Below are 12,739 nucleotides of genomic sequence, written 5' to 3' on the forward strand. Positions count from 1 at the left end.
ACCTATTGAAGATGTACATACATTTTCTGTCATCTTTACTCATAAGTATTATTGGAAGGAGGAGGGTTACTCTCTTGAGAACATACAAAGACTCCGCGTTATTCGAGCTTCATTTTTGGTTACAGGTGCTTGGCGATCATGGTAGATTTTTAAGTGAATCATTAGCCCCGAAAGAAAAAGAATTTATTAACCAAGCAAATAATTTTACTCGTGCCTTTGACGAACTATTAATACGGTCCAAACGAAATGTAACGGATGAAGAACTTGCAAGATTACTTCAAGAAGCTTACCAATCAAGTTTAGAAATACGGAAACTGAAGTTAACCCTATTAGAGAAGTTACTGTTGAAAGAAGTAACAATTGCTTTACCACCGACGTTTATAAACCACATGGTGAATGAAGTGGAAGAATTTATAAGATTATTAAAATACTATCTGGAAAATAAAGTACCACCTATTGAACATCCTCTCCATCATGATTTGCTATGGCTTATCGATGCTGCCGGTCATGCAGGAGCTATTAACGATCGACTGGATCATACAGAAAAAGATTTAAAATTAAAGAGTTCGATATTTACGAAACAGTTTGAAGAGTTCTATTTAAAAGCAATTGAAATGGCTGGTTATTTAAGGACAAATTTATCTACTTTTCCTGCTTTAGCTCGTTTCCATCATCAAATTGATTTAGAAATGACCATTTTTAAGGCGTTTTTACGTGAGATTGAAGAATTAGAATTATCTAAGCAAACGCTAAGTATATTATCCCCTTTAATGGCCGATCACATGGCAAGAGAAGAGTGCTATTACTTAACAAAATTAGCAGAGTCAACAGAGGTCGTAAGAGACCCGAATTGCGATCCAACGAAACCTAGAACAAAATCATAAGAAAAGAGGCTACCTAAAGTCAGGAATAGATGACTTTTGGGCAGCCTTGTTTTTCTAATAGGCTGTTTTCGCATACTTTGTTGCTATTTTTACAAAAAAAGAATTTATTTTAGGTCCGTTGATTTCCGCTTCAGGCACACGCTTTCCGCGGGGAGGGACGTGAGCCTCCTCGGCTTCGCCTGTGGGGTCTCACGATTCCCTCTATCTCCCGCAGGAGTCGAGTGCCTTCCGCTCCAATCAACTCAATGTTTTAGCAGAGCTATCCAAATAGCAACAATCTTTACGAAAAGAGCCTTCTAATAAGTAATTTATTGTAATTTTATAAATGATCTCTGTGCCCTTCGGCTCCATTACTCTATGTAGTAGTTAGTAGAATACTATAAAAAAGTAGTACGAAAAGAAACAATTCAAAAAAAACGTCCTTTTTGATATTAATTCACCACAACCAAATAACCATTTTATTACAAAAACAACAAAAAAAGTTGACTCTAAAAGGTCGTCATTTAACGACCTTGTGAGTCAACCTCTTTCTATTAAGCAACTTCACTTAAATTATTGTTTACAGAACATAAGCCTTCTACTATGACTGCATCATCTTTGTACGATAATCTGTCTCGTAATATTCTAATTCTTCACGAACCGCCTGGAATCGTCCTTCTAGCTTTGAGAATAGATTCTTTACTGATTCTGGAGTTTCTTCTTTAAATTTTATTGCATTTTTACCTGTATAGGCCGAGCGACTATTTTCAAACCATGTATCATTTTTCGGAGAGAAAAACTCTTCAATGCATTGATGATAAATTTTATAAAGCGTCTGTTCTGCTGTTGACTTACGGAATGTAGAATTACGCATAATAACAGAACAAGCATCAAGTCCTTCTGAACAAAACACTTCTAAACGACGAAGACCTGATAGCAGTTGTTTATAATATTCTTCATTTTCCTCTAATCCTTCTTTTTTCATAGATGATAGAGTCGCTTCGTTTAGATAATCAGAGATTAGGAAGACCGTTTCTTTTAAAAATCCTTCTACTTGTTGGACCTGAGTTTGGACGATATCATTCCCCATGTTGTTCTCCTCCCGAATATCTACTTATCAATATGTATGTCTAATGTGATTGTTCAATGAATAATAGTGGTGAATCTAAGTTGTATTTTCCATGTTGAAGGACACCTTCAACTAATTCCTTGAGCTTATCTACATTAATTTCTGAAAAATATTGTTCAAATTCCTTTTGAGTATTAATGTACACTCTTTTGCGATGACGGAAGCTTGGGTTCTTAATTAGGCACACAATCGCAACGATGTCTTTGAAAAATACCTCTTTACCTGCAATATTAAATATTGGGTCTTCTTGAAATGGAGTAAATTGTGAAAACACTTCATCAAAGTAACGAATGTATAAAAGGTGAAATGTTTTCTCTTCTCCATCTTCAACAAATCTGACCTCTGAACGATTAAAAAAATCTTCAGAGGTATTAGGTTGAGCTTTTTCAAGCTCATACCCTTTGCATTCTAAAATTTGCATGCGCTCACCTTCTATGTGTATTTTTTACTATCTTACCATATGTCTATGAAATATCATCAAATGCTTCTGCAAATTTTTCAAAAAATAGATCGGCCTCTTCCTGTACGTATTCTTCAGTTGTATTTTCAGGAAGTGGTGGCAGTTCTTCAATAGACTTTAAACCAAAGTAATCTAGAAATTCCTTTGTTGTTCCATATAAGATCGCTCTACCAGTACCTTCTACTCGTCCGACTTCTTTCACAAGCAACTTTGTTACAAGAGTTTGAAGTGGACGTTCTGTCTTTACTCCTCGAATTTCTTCAATTTCTGCTCTTGTAATTGGTTGCTTATAGGCAACAATTGCCAATGTTTCAAGAGCAGCCTGTGATAACGTGTTATGAGTTGGGCTTTCCATTAGCTTTTTAAAGTATGGTGCATGTTCTTTTTTTGTTGCTAATTGGAAGGTTCCTGCAATTTCAACAATGCGGATGCCTCTATCTTCTTTCTCGTAATCTAGCTGCATTTCTGAAATAATATCAACCACTGTATCAGGATGCAGTTCAAGTACCGTACACATTTGCTTCGTTGTAAGTCCTTCATCTCCTGCTGCAAATAATAGTCCTTCAATGATAGCTTTCCAGTTATGAATATCCATTATGTCTCTTCCCCTCTTTTAGGCCCTGAGTCTCATTTCATACCGCCTACTTTAATGATAAAAAGATATCTGAGAAGTTATTTTCTTGATCAAGAATAATCGTATTCTTTTTCATTAGCTCTAGTAGTGCAAGAAAAGTTACAACTATATGCTCCTTGTCTTCATATGGGAACAATTGTAGAAAATTCTTTCTTTCATTTGGTTTAAGCTGTGATAATTCATCAATAATCTGTGTCATTCTTACATCTATTGGAATTTCTTGTCTCGTGATTTTTGTTTGAAGCGGTCGTTGTAGTTTTTTACGTCTTAGGAGTTTTTGCATTGCTCCTAACATATCGTATATATTGACATCTAACGGCGCTTCTTGGGTATCACTATTAAACTCACTTAAATCACTTGGCGGTCTCGTGAACATTTGTCCTCGCTCTTCCTCCAAGCTCTTCAAATCATCAGCAGCTTCTTTATATTTTCGGTACTCAATTAACCGTTGCATTAATTCTTCACGAGGATCATCACCAAGTTCCAGTTCTAAATCCTCATCAAAAAGCTCTTCCTCTTTCTTAGGAAGTAGCATTTTACTTTTAATTTCTAATAATGTTGCTGCCATTACTAAATACTCACTGGCCACATCGAGCTTCAGTTCTTGCATGGCGTATATATACAATAAGTACTGTTCTGTTAATTCAGCCATCGGTATATCATATATATCGATTTCATATCGATTTATTAAATGCAATAAAAGGTCTAAAGGACCTTCAAATGCATCCAGTTTCACACTATACTGTTGCACATTCATCCCACCATATTCGTCCTACACTAATAAACTTAGTATATTCCATATTTCGACATAGTCCAATAGTATTTTATTAGAAAAACTTGGTTTACTCCACGGTGATAATCATTGTGTAACCTTTCTTTTCATCATAAACACATCAATAGGGCTCATGCCCATACCGTAAAGTGCACCCAGCATATACTATCCATGTACACATATACAAGGAGGCAATACAACATGGGCGACGTAGTAAAAGGAAATGAAGGCTTTGTATTAATCATCGTGCTGTTTATTTTATTAATCATCATTGGTTCAGCTTGGTAAACAAAACAACGAAGTCAACAATTCACAAACACTTTAACGTGATAAAGATGATTAGTTCTGTGGTACACTAAGAGTTAAGCAAAATTAGGAATATGTGAAGTTAGGGTGTGATTAGAATGTATCCTCGTGCTTATATTGAGTATCTTGTTCATTTTCATGGTGATCGTGATTATTTTGAGTGTCATGAAATATTGGAGGAATATTGGAAAGAGGACGAAAGAGGAAAGCGAAAGGAGTATTGGGTTGCATTTATCCAAGTAGCTGTTTCCCTTTATCACCATCGACGATCTAACTTTGGTGGCGCTCGTAGAATGATGAAAAATGCATTATCAATCTTTGAAAAAGAAAAAGAAGCAATATTAAAGCTTGGATTGGATGATGTCGCACTCCTCGCACTCATACGCAAACAAATGATTAGCCAAGAAAAAAAGGAACCCTACAGAAGTATCAGTCTTCCAATTAAAGACAGTCTTTTATTAAAACTCTGTTTAGATCTTTGTTCAGAAAAAGATATAACATGGTTGAGTGACAGTGATTTAAACAATGAGTTAATTGTGAATAAGCATAAACTTCGTGACAGATCAGATGTTATTGAAGAAAGAGAACAGCAAAAGAAGATGAAACAAAGGAAATATAACTTGTAGTCTAACAAAAAACATGGATGCCCATCTAAGGACATCCATGTTTGATCTATTCTTCTTTTTTTTCACACTTCTCAAAGAATGCTGCGGTTTGCTCTGTTGGAACAATTTCTTTGTCAACTAATAATTCTCCAAGTGCTTTTACCATCTTCTTTCCAATCCCTTGTTGACGATGGGATGGATTAACACATATATGGTGAATTTCAACTTTATTATCATCTTGAGCGGAAATTCCTATGATCCCGATAATGTCATCTTCTTTCCAAAGAAATAATTGCCAGTTTTCCTCACTCTCATACTGCTTAATCGACTGTTGAAGTTTCTTCAAATCCTTCTCTGTAGGCATGAAAGAAAGAAGACCCATTGCAATTTTTTCGAAATTCTTTTTGTATCGAATTAACATAGTTACCCCTCATTATTAAAATAACTTTCAAATGATAGATATATCCTCTTTTTAGGAAAACACGTTTACATTTCTATCATCGTCTTGATGTTTTCTATTAGTTAGACATCATAGAACACTTTTAAAGCTTTTATACTATATAACTAAACATTTTTCAAGTTAAAGAAAGTTGGTTGTCCGTTGCACTACTCGTATCGACAACCAAGTCTGCTTTCTCTAAAGAATAACATTTAATTTACAATTCATTAAAAAGAACGAGATAGATTAGCCATCTCAATTGCAGAAACTGCTGCTTCCCAGCCTTTATTTCCTGCCTTTGTACCAGCTCTCTCTATGGCTTGCTCAATTGTATCAGTTGTGATAACTCCAAAAATTACAGGTACTCCACTATGCATCGAAGTTGATGCTACTCCCTTTGCAACCTCACTACATACGAAATCAAAGTGTGGAGTAGAACCACGAATAACAGTCCCTAATGTAACGACTGCATCATATTTCTTAGATTCTGCCATTTTCTTTGCAATAAACGGAATTTCAAAAGCACCAGGAACCCAAGCGATTTCTACATCATCTTCATTTACACCATGTCTTTTAAATGCATCTTCAGCACCGCTTAGTAATCTGCTCGTTATAAACTCATTGAAACGCCCTACAACTACTCCAATTTTTAACCCGGTGCCAACTAAATGTCCTTCGAATACTTTACTCATAATTTATATGATCCCCCTATGTTATCGTATGTATATATGTTGTATAATACATAACTCTGTATTTTAACGCAATCTACGAATTACTTTAAAAATGTAGCATATGCCCCAATTTGTCATGCTTTGTCTTTAAATATCTTTCATTTTCTTTCTTCGACGGCAATTGAAGTGCTACTCTCTCTACTACTTCAAGACCATATCCATTAAGCCCTGCAATTTTTCTAGGGTTATTTGTTAAAAGCTTCATCTTGGTTATACCTAAATCCTTAAGGATTTGAGCACCAATTCCATAGTCTCTTAAATCTGGAGCAAATCCAAGCTCCTCATTAGCTTCTACTGTATCATAACCTTCTTCTTGAAGCTTGTAAGCGCGCATTTTATTAATTAGACCAATACCACGTCCTTCCTGGCGCATATAAAGGAGAACACCTTTGCCTTCTTTCTCAATTTGGGCAAGCGCTGCGTGCAATTGTGGACCACAGTCACAACGGTTTGAACCAAATACGTCACCTGTTAAACACTCTGAATGAACACGAACAAGAACTGGCTCATCTTCAGTAAACTCACCTTTTACTAAGGCTACATGTTCTTTTTTATCAATGACACTTGAGTAGCCAACCGCTTTAAATTCACCAAATTCACTCGGTAAATTTACTTCAACTTCACGATTAACTAATTTTTCTTTTTTTCTGCGATAAGATATTAAATCTTTTATTGTAATCATCTTTATATCAAATTCATCAGCAATTTTACGTAAATCGGGAACTCGTGCCATTGTCCCATCTTCATTTATAATTTCGCAAATAACTCCTGCTGGTGCTGATCCACAAAGCCTTGCTAGATCCACAGCAGCTTCGGTATGTCCCGCTCTTCTTAATACTCCACCATCTTTTGCGATTAACGGAAAGATATGTCCTGGCCTTTTAAAATCACCGGCTTTTGCATTCGCATCAATAAGTCTTTGAATCGTCTCAGAACGTTCAAACGCACTTATGCCAGTTGTTGTTGTTTTGTAATCTACACTTACTGTAAAGGCTGTTCCGTGAGGATCTGTATTGTGATTTACCATTGGTAGCAAATCCAGCCTTCTAGCGTTTTCTTCCGTAATTGGTGCACACACTAATCCTCTTCCATGTTTAATCATGAAGTTAATGACTTCAGGTGTTGTTTTTTCTGCTATTGCAACAAAGTCACCTTCGTTTTCTCGATCTTCATCATCACACACAATAACAACATTTCCTTGCATTAATTCATATATTGCTTCTTCAATTCGATCGAACATTTCCATCAACCTCTCTTCTCCGATGTTTCTACATATAACCTTGTTCTTTTAAAAAACCTTCCGATATACTAGATTTTTTCGTATTGCTTTCTCTCATCATGACAAACTGCTCAATATATTTTGCCAACATATCACACTCAAGATTGACTATATCTCCAGCATCTTTCGCACCGATGATAGTCTCAGATAGTGTATGTGGAATAAGTGAGATAGTAAAGGAACGATCGGCCTTACCAAACACCGTTAAACTTGTACCGTCTACACATATCGATCCTTTAAGTAAAACAAATCTACTTAATTCCTCTGGTAGCTCAATTTCATAGTATATAGCGTTTGATACTCTCGTTTTATTCACAATTGTCCCTACGCCATCAACATGTCCTGAAACAAAGTGACCACCAAAGCGTCCATTTGCTGACATCGCTCGCTCTAAGTTCACTTTCGAACCTTTACGTAATTGTTGGAGCGATGTGGAACGAACTGTTTCTGGCATGATGTCTACTGAAAAACGATGATTTGTAAAAGAAGTAACAGTTAGACAGACTCCGTTAACTGCAATACTGTCACCCAGATGAACATCTGTTAAAATTTTATTTGCTTGTATGGTTAAAACAATTGCTTCCCCTTGCTGAACCATACGTTCAACAATTCCTATTTCTTCTATAATACCTGTAAACACAATTGTTCCTCCCCTTTTATGAGTGATATGGAACAGCGACAATCTTTATATCTTCACCCAGTTGCTCAATTGATTTATATTGTAATTGTGCTGCATCATTCATATCTGCAATTCCTGTCCCACCTATAAAACCTGGGGCAAGCTTTCCACCAATTAGTTTTGGGGCTATATACGTCACAACTTGATTAAACGCATGATGTTGCAAGAAACTCCCATTCACTTCAGAGCCGCCTTCGACTAGTATCGACGTAATGGAAAGTTCACCAAGCTTTTCTAATAACGAAGGTATATCTATTTTCTCACCGGCTTGCTGAATAATTTTTACTCCTCTATCAATGAAAGGTGCCATTTGCTCTTCGGTTACATGTGAGTTAACTACTATCCATGTTGTACTTTCTTGATCATTTACCAGCTTAGCATCGAGTGGTGTTCTCAAATGATGATCTAACACAATTCTAGTTGGATGTAATCCTCCATTAGGCAACCTCGTTGTAAGGCTTGGATCATCCTTAAGCACTGTATTTACACCAACTAATATGGCATCGTGGGTGTGACGATATTTATGTACATCTTCTCTTGCTTCCACGCCAGTAATCCATTGACTGCTACCAGTATGAGAAGCAGTTTTTCCATCTAGAGTTAGTGCTGTTTTCAAAGTTACATATGGTTTTTTCGTTGAGATATAATAAAAGAACATCTCATATAACTCATTTGCTTCCTCTTGCAAAACTCCAACTTCAACTTCAATACCAGCTTTACGAATACGTTCAATTCCCTTACCAGCGACTAACGGATTAGGATCAGTTGTTGCAACTACAACACGTGAAACTCTACTATCTATTAAAAGGTTAGAGCAAGGTGGGGTTTTTCCGAAATGGCTGCACGGCTCTAATGTCACATAAACAGTAGCTCCTTCAACTTCTCCACCTGCCATTTTAATCGCTTGAACCTCTGCGTGTCCCTCACCTGCTTTTAAATGAGCACCCATTCCAATAATACGTCCATTTTTTACAACAACAGAGCCAACTGGAGGATTTGGTGATGTTTGCCCCTTCACACTTCTTGCTAGAGTTAAAGCAACCTGCATATACTCTTTGTCAGTCATAGCTTAACCTCCAAAAATTGTATAATTCACTTTTATCTTATTGACTAATTTGATGAGTTCAAAAGCATATGGTAAAAAAAGAAAACCTTAGGAGTTTTTCCTAAGGAGTTAGATGTATGTATAAATAAAAGGTTTTCTGTGCATGTCAAATAAACCTCAAATGTGTATATAAAATTACAAATGAGCAAAGTGACAGAAAATCATACTATTTAAATAGTACTACCTCTTATTACGTTAACATCCTTCTCCCATCCAGACTATACTGTCGGCTTTGGAATTTCACCAAATCAGCTCTTTATGACACATAAAATAAAAGGCTCACGGGCTTTGGATCGTATTGACCCATCACCGCCGGTAGGGAATTTCACCCTGCCCCGAAGGATAATTATTTAATTTTCATCATTATAGCATAATTCATTCCTTCGTTGTCTAGTTTGAGCTTTTGGACTGAGGAAAGACTGGTGGATCCACATCATTTAAATTAATCTTTTAACCAACTATTATACACAATACAAAAAGCTATATGTTAGAGATGGGTAAGACTTCACCTACAAAAAAGAAGCCATTTGGCTCCTTGACTCTTTTTATTGATTTGGAACGCCAGTTGGGCTAACTTGGCGGATGTGCTTGTTTTCTCTATGTGCTTTTTCGTTCACTAATGCTTTTTGGTCTACCTGTTCTGAGGTTTTTTCATTACGTTTTACCACAAATATCCCTCCTTTTCTCTTCAATCTAGTGTTTAGTTTATACAGTTGTTATCCATTTAAACTGAATAAATAATCCATACTCTTTTTCATTTACATATAAAAATGGTATGATAGAACTTGTTTAATTTTGATACATAAAAGGAGATGTCGTTATGTCTACAAAAAAAGGGACTATTCATTTACAAAATGGAGAAAAAGTTGAATTTGAACTTTATCCAAATGAAGCACCAGGTACAGTTGCAAACTTTGAAAAGCTAACAAATGAAGGTTACTATAATGGGTTAACTTTCCACCGCGTTATTCCTGGCTTTGTCAGCCAAGGTGGATGTCCAAATGGAACTGGTACTGGTGGTCCTGGTTACACTATTAAATGTGAAACAGAAGGAAACCCTCATAAGCACGTTGAAGGATCATTATCAATGGCGCATGCTGGTAAAGACACTGGTGGAAGTCAATTCTTTATCGTTCATGACCCACAACCACATCTAAACGGTGTTCATACTGTTTTCGGTAAAGTAACTTCTGGAATGGAACATGTTAAAGCAATGAGAAATGGTGATGTAATGGAGAAAGTAGAAATTACTGAAGCTTAATTTTATATCATAACTTACCAAAAGACCGTCTATTCATAATAGTCGGTCTTTTACATTTTTTACCTTAACATCCTTTTATAGGACACGGGTACTATTTTTTATGGTATAGTAAATTATGGTTTATATTCTGCCCTAAAACGTGTATATACTGTATAGGTGGAAAATTTGAAAGGAGAGATATCCTTGAAAAAGAAGTTTTTTATTGGTCTATTACTTTTATCACTATTTACACTACCAATTACAGCAATGGCTGATGCAGCGGTTGGAGACAAAATTGTAACACTTGGTGAAAACTTAACTGAAGAACAAAAGACAGCAATGTTAGCTGAAATGGAAGCACCTGCTGATATTCAAGTTGTAACAGTTTCAAATGACGAAGAACACAAATATTTAGGTGAGTTCATACCAAAAGGACAAATTGGTTCTCGTGCAATCTCATCTACGATCATTACTATAGATGAACCAAACTCAGGTTTAAAAGTAAAGACGAACAACATCACATGGGTAACAGATGCGATGTATACAAACGCTCTTATTACAGCTGGTGTAAAAGATGCGACAATCTACATCACAGCACCGTTTGATGTATCCGGTACAGCAGCCCTTACAGGGTTAATTAAGGCTTATGAGTTATCTTCTGATGAAGCAATTCCTGAGGATGTAAAAAAAGTTGCCAATGAGGAAATGGTTAAAACGGCTGAACTTGGTGATAAGCTAGGTACAGAAGAAGCAGCTGCACTAATGGCGAAAATTAAAGAAGAAATGGCGAAAAACGCACCAAAAACAGATGCGGAATTGCGCGCAATTATCGAAGCAGCAGCAGCAGAGCTTGGTGTTACATTAACAGAACAAGATATTAATAGCTTAATTGCCCTATTCAATAAGATGAAAGAATTAAATATTGATTGGAATCAAGTAGGAGATCAATTAAATATTGCAAAAGAAAAGCTAACAACTTTCTTACAATCTGAAGAAGGTCAATCATTCTTAACGAAACTTCAAGAATTTTTAGTTAGTGTTATTGATGCAATTAAAGCTCTATTTAACTAATTTTTTTCGTAACGATCTGAAAGCAATCCAAACAAAAAATAAGAGCCGGTTGGCTCTTATTTTTGTTTTATTACTTTTTTTAAAGGTACATCTAATTTTACTAAATCTTCATAGCTTTCACGTTTTACTACTAATTCAGCCTGTCCATTTTCCACAAACACAACAGCTGGACGTGGGATGCGATTATAGTTGTTTGCCATGGAATAACCGTAGGCACCTGTACAAAATACAGCTAATATATCATCAGAAGTACTTTTAGGTAACGGAAGATCCCATATTAACATATCTCCAGATTCACAGCATTTACCCGCTATTGAAACGACTTCTTCATTTTCATCTCTCATCCGATTCGCAATGACTGCCTCGTACTTTGCTTCATATAATGCAGGTCTAATATTGTCACTCATTCCACCGTCAACTGCCACATATTTTCTTACATTCGGTACTTCTTTTCTTGAACCAATTGAGTATAACGTTGTTCCAGCATCTCCAACTAAAGATCTTCCTGGCTCAATCCAAATTTCAGGCATCTCAAGGTTGTATTCCTTTACTTTCACATTCACTGCAGCCACAATTTCCTCAACATATCGAGAAACAGGAATAGGATCATCTTCTGAAGTATAGCGAATACCAAATCCTCCACCTAAGTTTACAACTTTAGGAGTGTACTTAAACTTGATGTTCCAATCATTAATTTTCTCAAATAGCTTCTCTGCAGCCATTATGAATCCTGTTGTTTCAAAAATTTGCGAACCAATGTGGGAGTGTATTCCTAGTAGCTCGACAAAATCAAACGTTTGAATTAACTTCAATGCTTCATCAGCCTGTCCACTTTGCAAGTCAAAACCGAACTTCGAATCTTCCTGTCCAGTTAAAATGTAATCATGTGTATGGGCTTCGATTCCCGGTGTAATTCGAATAAGGATTTTTGCTTTTTTCTGCAGTTGTCTACACGTTTCCTCTAAAAGTGTTAACTCATAGAAGTTATCAACAACGAAGCATCCAATTCCTGCTTGAAGAGCCATTTCGATTTCATGAACACTTTTATTATTACCATGGAAGTGAATACGTTCAACTGGGAATCCGGCAGCAATGGCCGTATATAATTCTCCACCCGAAACGACATCTAGACTTAAACCTTCCTCTTCAACAAGTTGAAACACGGCGATTGAGGAGAAAGCTTTACTAGCATAAGCGACTTGAGCCTTTACACCTAATTTATCAAAAGTTTTGATAAAACCTTGAGCACGTTCCTTTATTAGGGCAACGTCATAAACATAAAGCGGTGTTCCATAATTCGTAGCCAAGTCAATTGTATCAACTCCGCCAATTTCTAGGTGACCTTTATTATTTACCGTACTCGTACCGTGTAAGAACATCATACTCTCTCCTCATAATCAAAGTGTAGCTTCATTATCAATTTAAA

General features: G+C 36.2%; 16 protein-coding genes and 1 riboswitch. Of the genes, 5 read left to right on the forward strand and 11 right to left on the reverse strand.

Annotation, left to right across the window (positions count from 1 at the left end; all coding sequences use genetic code 11):
• The first annotated feature begins 74 nt into the window (after nucleotides 1-74).
• A complete protein-coding gene (locus JR050_RS19870) occupies nucleotides 75-884 on the forward strand; it encodes a DUF2935 domain-containing protein (RefSeq protein WP_239454497.1) in 810 nt (269 codons plus the stop codon).
• Between the two features lie 580 nt (nucleotides 885-1,464).
• Here the strand turns inward: JR050_RS19870 and JR050_RS19875 are convergent.
• Genes JR050_RS19875 through JR050_RS19890 form a run of 4 tightly spaced genes read right to left on the reverse strand, consistent with a single transcriptional unit; the run spans nucleotide 1,465 to nucleotide 3,843 of the window.
• Nucleotides 1,465-1,953 (reverse strand): DUF3907 family protein, encoded by a 489-nt coding sequence (locus JR050_RS19875; RefSeq protein WP_204205403.1) that lies wholly within the window; start codon nucleotides 1,951-1,953, stop codon nucleotides 1,465-1,467.
• A gap of 40 nt (nucleotides 1,954-1,993) precedes the next feature.
• The gene (locus JR050_RS19880) at nucleotides 1,994-2,413 is read right to left on the reverse strand and encodes a hypothetical protein (protein WP_204205404.1); all 420 of its coding nucleotides are present in this window, start codon (nucleotides 2,411-2,413) and stop codon (nucleotides 1,994-1,996) included.
• 43 nt (nucleotides 2,414-2,456) lie between these two features.
• Entirely contained in the window at nucleotides 2,457-3,047 is a 591-nt protein-coding gene (scpB, locus tag JR050_RS19885) for an SMC-Scp complex subunit ScpB (RefSeq protein ID WP_204205405.1), read from the reverse strand.
• 46 nt (nucleotides 3,048-3,093) lie between these two features.
• Nucleotides 3,094-3,843: a segregation/condensation protein A gene (locus tag JR050_RS19890; RefSeq protein ID WP_204205406.1), complete on the reverse strand. Its 750-nt coding sequence runs from the start codon at nucleotides 3,841-3,843 to the stop codon at nucleotides 3,094-3,096.
• A gap of 186 nt (nucleotides 3,844-4,029) precedes the next feature.
• On the opposite strand from JR050_RS19890, the gene JR050_RS19895 reads away from it, so the two are divergent.
• Together JR050_RS19895 and JR050_RS19900 are read left to right on the forward strand one after the other, a co-directional pair.
• Nucleotides 4,030-4,146 (forward strand): YjcZ family sporulation protein, encoded by a 117-nt coding sequence (locus JR050_RS19895; protein WP_204205407.1) that lies wholly within the window; start codon nucleotides 4,030-4,032, stop codon nucleotides 4,144-4,146.
• A gap of 116 nt (nucleotides 4,147-4,262) precedes the next feature.
• A complete protein-coding gene (locus JR050_RS19900) occupies nucleotides 4,263-4,790 on the forward strand; it encodes a DUF309 domain-containing protein (protein ID WP_204205408.1) in 528 nt (175 codons plus the stop codon).
• A 46-nt stretch (nucleotides 4,791-4,836) separates the two neighbouring features.
• Here the strand turns inward: JR050_RS19900 and JR050_RS19905 are convergent, their stop codons facing one another.
• The 6 genes from JR050_RS19905 to JR050_RS20620 form a co-directional block, all read right to left on the reverse strand.
• A complete protein-coding gene (locus tag JR050_RS19905) occupies nucleotides 4,837-5,190 on the reverse strand; it encodes a GNAT family N-acetyltransferase (RefSeq protein ID WP_204205409.1) in 354 nt (117 codons plus the stop codon).
• Nucleotides 5,191-5,435: 245 nt separating this feature from the next.
• Nucleotides 5,436-5,900 carry a 6,7-dimethyl-8-ribityllumazine synthase gene (gene ribH / locus JR050_RS19910; protein WP_204205410.1) on the reverse strand — a complete coding sequence of 155 codons (465 nt, stop codon included), beginning with the start codon at nucleotides 5,898-5,900 and terminating at the stop codon, nucleotides 5,436-5,438.
• 85 nt (nucleotides 5,901-5,985) lie between these two features.
• The gene (locus JR050_RS19915) at nucleotides 5,986-7,179 is read right to left on the reverse strand and encodes a bifunctional 3,4-dihydroxy-2-butanone-4-phosphate synthase/GTP cyclohydrolase II (protein ID WP_204205411.1); all 1,194 of its coding nucleotides are present in this window, start codon (nucleotides 7,177-7,179) and stop codon (nucleotides 5,986-5,988) included.
• A 28-nt stretch (nucleotides 7,180-7,207) separates the two neighbouring features.
• Nucleotides 7,208-7,858, reverse strand: coding sequence for a riboflavin synthase (gene ribE / locus JR050_RS19920; RefSeq protein WP_204205412.1), 651 nt, complete (start codon nucleotides 7,856-7,858; stop codon nucleotides 7,208-7,210).
• A 16-nt stretch (nucleotides 7,859-7,874) separates the two neighbouring features.
• The gene (ribD, locus tag JR050_RS19925; RefSeq protein WP_204205413.1) at nucleotides 7,875-8,963 is read right to left on the reverse strand and encodes a bifunctional diaminohydroxyphosphoribosylaminopyrimidine deaminase/5-amino-6-(5-phosphoribosylamino)uracil reductase RibD; all 1,089 of its coding nucleotides are present in this window, start codon (nucleotides 8,961-8,963) and stop codon (nucleotides 7,875-7,877) included.
• Nucleotides 8,964-9,199: 236 nt separating this feature from the next.
• A riboswitch (FMN riboswitch) is annotated at nucleotides 9,200-9,349 on the reverse strand.
• A 198-nt stretch (nucleotides 9,350-9,547) separates the two neighbouring features.
• Complete coding sequence (locus JR050_RS20620) at nucleotides 9,548-9,670, reverse strand: hypothetical protein (RefSeq protein ID WP_283244098.1); 123 nt, start codon at nucleotides 9,668-9,670, stop codon at nucleotides 9,548-9,550.
• Between the two features lie 152 nt (nucleotides 9,671-9,822).
• Between JR050_RS20620 and JR050_RS19930 the strand changes: the two genes are divergently transcribed.
• Together JR050_RS19930 and JR050_RS19935 are read left to right on the forward strand one after the other, a co-directional pair.
• On the forward strand, nucleotides 9,823-10,263 hold the full coding sequence (locus tag JR050_RS19930) for a peptidylprolyl isomerase (RefSeq protein WP_204205414.1): 441 nt from the start codon (nucleotides 9,823-9,825) through the stop codon (nucleotides 10,261-10,263).
• Between the two features lie 183 nt (nucleotides 10,264-10,446).
• Nucleotides 10,447-11,313 carry a DUF1002 domain-containing protein gene (locus JR050_RS19935; RefSeq protein ID WP_239454498.1) on the forward strand — a complete coding sequence of 289 codons (867 nt, stop codon included), beginning with the start codon at nucleotides 10,447-10,449 and terminating at the stop codon, nucleotides 11,311-11,313.
• Nucleotides 11,314-11,369: 56 nt separating this feature from the next.
• On the opposite strand, the gene lysA is transcribed toward JR050_RS19935, so the two are convergent.
• Entirely contained in the window at nucleotides 11,370-12,692 is a 1,323-nt protein-coding gene (lysA, locus tag JR050_RS19940) for a diaminopimelate decarboxylase (protein ID WP_204205454.1), read from the reverse strand.
• Nucleotides 12,693-12,739 lie beyond the last annotated feature (47 nt).

The organism is Bacillus suaedaesalsae (assembly GCF_016890225.1).
Taxonomy (GTDB): Bacteria; Bacillota; Bacilli; order Bacillales; family SA4; genus Bacillus_BS; species Bacillus_BS suaedaesalsae.

Bases quoted from the DNA above. Each gene is read 5' to 3' on its own strand.
- JR050_RS19875 (WP_204205403.1), bottom strand. From the start codon at position 1,953: ATGGGGAATGATATCGTCCAAACTCAGGTCCAACAAGTAGAAGGATTT.
- JR050_RS19880 (WP_204205404.1), bottom strand. From the start codon at position 2,413: ATGCAAATTTTAGAATGCAAAGGGTATGAGCTTGAAAAAGCTCAACCT.
- scpB (WP_204205405.1), bottom strand. From the start codon at position 3,047: ATGGATATTCATAACTGGAAAGCTATCATTGAAGGACTATTATTTGCA.
- JR050_RS19890 (WP_204205406.1), bottom strand. From the start codon at position 3,843: ATGAATGTGCAACAGTATAGTGTGAAACTGGATGCATTTGAAGGTCCT.
- JR050_RS19895 (WP_204205407.1), top strand. From the start codon at position 4,030: ATGTACACATATACAAGGAGGCAATACAACATGGGCGACGTAGTAAAA.
- JR050_RS19900 (WP_204205408.1), top strand. From the start codon at position 4,263: ATGTATCCTCGTGCTTATATTGAGTATCTTGTTCATTTTCATGGTGAT.
- JR050_RS19905 (WP_204205409.1), bottom strand. From the start codon at position 5,190: ATGTTAATTCGATACAAAAAGAATTTCGAAAAAATTGCAATGGGTCTT.
- ribH (WP_204205410.1), bottom strand. From the start codon at position 5,900: ATGAGTAAAGTATTCGAAGGACATTTAGTTGGCACCGGGTTAAAAATT.
- JR050_RS19915 (WP_204205411.1), bottom strand. From the start codon at position 7,179: ATGTTCGATCGAATTGAAGAAGCAATATATGAATTAATGCAAGGAAAT.
- ribD (WP_204205413.1), bottom strand. From the start codon at position 8,963: ATGACTGACAAAGAGTATATGCAGGTTGCTTTAACTCTAGCAAGAAGT.
- JR050_RS19930 (WP_204205414.1), top strand. From the start codon at position 9,823: ATGTCTACAAAAAAAGGGACTATTCATTTACAAAATGGAGAAAAAGTT.
- lysA (WP_204205454.1), bottom strand. From the start codon at position 12,692: ATGTTCTTACACGGTACGAGTACGGTAAATAATAAAGGTCACCTAGAA.